This is a genomic window from uncultured Campylobacter sp. (assembly GCF_937997465.1).
Taxonomy (GTDB): domain Bacteria; phylum Campylobacterota; class Campylobacteria; order Campylobacterales; family Campylobacteraceae; genus Campylobacter_A.
Map to the genome: position 1 here is coordinate 1 of NZ_CALKTQ010000243.1, position 4027 is coordinate 4027.

A 4027-nucleotide genomic window follows, 5' to 3' on the forward strand; every position below is an offset into this window, starting at 1 on the left:
AATCTTGCTCCAGTCTTTGATCTCATCTAGCTCGGGGATAAATTTCTCTAGCCGTACCCGCCGTAAAATCCCCTCAAAATCGGTGTCTGCGCTTTGCAAGTCGCCAGGATACGCGATAAGCTGCCTTAGACTCATGCGCGCTAAAAACGGCTTTTGCGGTACGCTCATCGTTCCGCGCGGCGCGCAAACCTCGCCCGAGCCGTGATCCCAGATGCCCGCGATATACCTAAACACGCTGCTTTTACCAGTCCCGCTAGCTCCGCGCAGTAGCGTCCATTCGCCGCTTTTTACGTTTAAATTTAGCCCGCAGACCAGCCTTTCGCCGCTTGGGGTAAAAATTTGCAAATTTGAGCATTTTAACTCGTTTTGTTTGCAGCTCTCGTCAAATTTAACGCTTTTAAGTTTATCCTGTGTCAAATTTGCCGCCGTTACCCGGGCGAATTCGTTCACTCCGTCAAGGTTGCTGTTTTGTCCGCTAAATCTAGCGTCATATTTGACCTTAGAGTCTGCCGCCTGCGCGATCTCAACGAATTTATATATGCGCTCCACGCTTGCCGCCCACTCCATGATCTGTTTATAATAGTCCATAAACCACGCAAAGCCGTCCTGCACGCTATAAAACGCCGAGCGCGCCCGCATCATATCGCCAAAGCTCATCGCCCGCGCGAAATAAAGTGGCAAACAGGCAAAAATCGGGATTAGATTTGTGATTTTTAAGTAGCTAGCCGAAAAGCACTCTAGGCGAAACTCGGTGTTCATTATGACGCGCCAGTTGCGCACTACCTCGTTAAAGCTCGCTCGAAAGCGCGATTTTTCAGCGCCTGCGCCATTCATCAGCGCGACGGCTTCGGCATTTTCGCGAGTGATTAGCAGATTTGCGCGGTAGTCGGCCTCGACCTGCTGTTTCTCGTAGTTTAGGCGCTTTAAGCTACGGCCGATGAGGTGCGTGATAAGCGAGCTAAAAAGCGTATAAACTAGCGCGACATAGACCAAAAAGCCCTCCAGCGCGAACTCGCGGCCAAATGTGCTAAAATGCAAGACCTTTGACGCCTCCCAGAGGATAAACGTGAAAGCAAAAAGCTTGGAGAGGTTGTAAACTAGGGATTTTATGAGACTTACGCTTTTGTCGGCGAGCAGGAGGCTGTCCTCTGTGATACGCTGATCCGGGTTATCAAAGCCCGCGGCCGCGGATAAGCGGTAGAAATTTGCGTTTTTTAGCCACAGATTTTCCATCTCTTCGCTTAGGCTCTCGCGCCACGAGATCACGAGTAGCTTTTTAAACCAGTTTCCGATCACAATAAAAAGCACGATAACGGCGGTATAGACGAGAAACTCGCCCACAAGCGGAAGCATGAGATCTTTTTCAAATTTCTCCATCGCGTCGTAAAATTTTTTATCCCAAGCGTTCATTAGCGTCGCTACCTTGACGATGGCTAGGCTAGCTCCCAGCGTCACGGCCAGCATCGCCCACGCTGTTAGCGAGCGCTTGCCCGTCCAAAACCAGCCTGCGATGATGAAAAATTTCTTTAAAATCTGCAAATTTAGCCTTTTTGTTTGATTTTTACTCTGCGGCGAGCGGTAAATTTACGTTCAGAAATTTTTATGCGGCGCAAATTTTAGCCTAAATTTGGCCTGCTTTGTTCAAATTTAAAGCGCGAAGCGGTATGTTTATTTACCGCTTCAAAAAAGCTGAAATTTACGCAAATTTGATCCCGCAAAGTTCTTTAATACGTATAGTTAAACGTCAGCGTGAAATTTCGCGGATCGCCGTAGAAGTTGTTCATGCCAGCGGTTCTGTTTTGCGTATTCATAAAATACTTTTTGTCGGTTATGTTTTTGACTGCGAGTCCAAGGCTGAAATTTTTGTTAAAAAAGTAGTTCACGTTTGCATCCCAAAGCGCGTAGGCTTTTTGCGTAGGCGCTACGTAGGCTACGTTTTGATAAAAGCCCGAAGTCGCGCTCTGCCATCTAACACCGGTGCCAAAGCTTAACTTTTGGCTGCTAGAAAACGGTATCTCGTAGCTGGTGTAAATTTTAAACAAATGCTTAGGTACGTAGGATTTTGCATTCGCGCCCTTGTCGTAGTTTACGTTTGTAGAGGTCTTTTTCTCGCTTTTCATATAGACGCTTTTGTTAAACGTATAGCCCGCAAAAAGATTCCATCTATCCGTTAGCGCGCCTGAAATTTCAAGATCTAGGCCGCGGCTTCGCACCTTGCCCTCGGCGATGCTGTTGGTGGTATTTAGCGGATCTTGGATGGCTCTGTTTTCTTGCACGACCTGAAATAACGCGACTGCGGTGTTTAGCGCGCCATCAAAGTACTCTGATTTTACGCCTGTTTCTACATTGTAGCCTACGATCGGTTTTAGGATGTTTTTGTTCGCGTCCGTCGCGCTTTGAGGCTTAAATATCTCTGCGTAGCTAACATACCAGCTGTGATTTTTGGCAAAATCCCACGTTAGGCCCGCATAAGGCGCGAAGTGATTTTTAGTTAGATCTAGCGTCTTTTTGCTCGTATGGTTTTTGAGGTCGTCCCATTTTTTGTCGTATTTTACGCTGGTAAATCTACCGCCTACTAGCAAGTGCCAATCATCCGTGAAGTTATATCTCGTGCCGATACCAAATGAGCGCTGGTAAATTTTAGTCGTGTATAGATCATCATCCGTTATCGTGCTACCGTTCCAGTTGGGCTCGGCTATGGCGCTACTGTTCCAGTTATATAGCCCTATACCAAGCGAGCTTAGGCTAGCGTTTGGAGCCCATTTGTCGTGGCGTGTAAATTTCTCGCGAGAGAGCGAGCCGTTTACGAAAAACTCGTGCTTACGCCCGAAAAGCTCGTATTTGCCGTCCGCGCCGATTTGCAAATTTACCTCATCCGATTCGTTGTCGTATTTTCTAAATCTCACGTTGTGCGTCGGTCTTGCGATCGCGACGTTATATGGGTTCGTGCCGCCCATCGCGCCAAATTTAAACATACCTTCGCTTTTAGTGTAGTTTAGTTTGGCGTAGATTTTCGTATCGTCGCTAAGCTGATGCGAAAGCTCGGTAAAGGCGTTAAATTTCTCGTATTCGCTTTTGTCCCAGCTCGAGCCGAAGTAGCTTTTGCGGCTCAAATTTAAAAGATTACCGCCAGCATCGCTAGCCGGTACGCCGTAGATGTCGTAGACGCCAAGCGTCCTTTGCCAGATGAGGCCGGTAGTTAGCATAGTTTTGTCCGTGAGATCAAACTCAAACGTACTGCCCAGCGCCTCCCGGTGACCGTTTTTGTGGTTTTTAAACGAGCCTGTTTTGTTTAGGATTCCGATTAGCCTGCCGCGAATCGTGCCGTCTGTGTTTAGCGCGTCGGTTACGTCAAACGAGCCTCTGTAGTTGTTCCAGCTGCCCATACTTAGCCCTAGATTTATTCCAAGCTCGTCGCCGGGGCGCTTGCGGACTAGATTTACCGTGCCACCAGGCTCGCCGTTACTCTGCGTAAGTCCCGCTACACCGCGTAGTACCTCGACGCGGTCGTAAAACTCGAGATCCGTAAATTCTTTTGAAAATCCAAGCGTGCCTTGAGCCGTGATGGATACCGAGGATGCGACGCCGTCTTCTTGGATGTTGTCGATGTTAAACCCTCTAGAGACGATGCGGTCGCGCCCGCTGTCGCGATAAAGCGTGATGCCGCTCGCGTAGTTCATCGCCGTATCGACGTCTTTTAAATTTAGGTCTTTGATGAGCTGATTTGAGACGACGGAGACTGATTGCGGAGTCTCGCGGATACTGAGATTTAGACCCGTGGCGGTGCTCATATTTCCCGTCGTATACGAGCCCGTACCCTCGGTCGTCGATAAATCGGCTTTACCGTATGCGGTCACCTCTCCGAGGTTTGCGTCGACGGCGTAAAGCGAGCAAGCAAGGCACATAGATAAGCCTATAAATTTGCAGTAAGCGTCCAAAATTTCTCCTTAATATTGATAATGATTAGGCAAATTATATATAAAAAAATTTAAGAGAAAATAAAGAGCAAACAGACGCTAAATCAGTA

Annotated in this window: 2 protein-coding genes; both read right to left on the bottom strand. The window is 47.9% G+C overall.

Features of this window, described 5'->3' with window-relative positions; genetic code table 11:
* A partial coding sequence (locus Q0546_RS08105) for an SbmA/BacA-like family transporter (RefSeq protein ID WP_298792050.1) occupies nucleotides 1-1539 on the bottom strand: 1539 nt, incomplete at its 3' end.
* A 185-nt stretch (nucleotides 1540-1724) separates the two neighbouring features.
* A complete protein-coding gene (locus Q0546_RS08110; protein WP_298792052.1) occupies nucleotides 1725-3938 on the bottom strand; it encodes a TonB-dependent siderophore receptor in 2214 nt (737 codons plus the stop codon).
* Nucleotides 3939-4027: the final 89 nt, after the last annotated feature.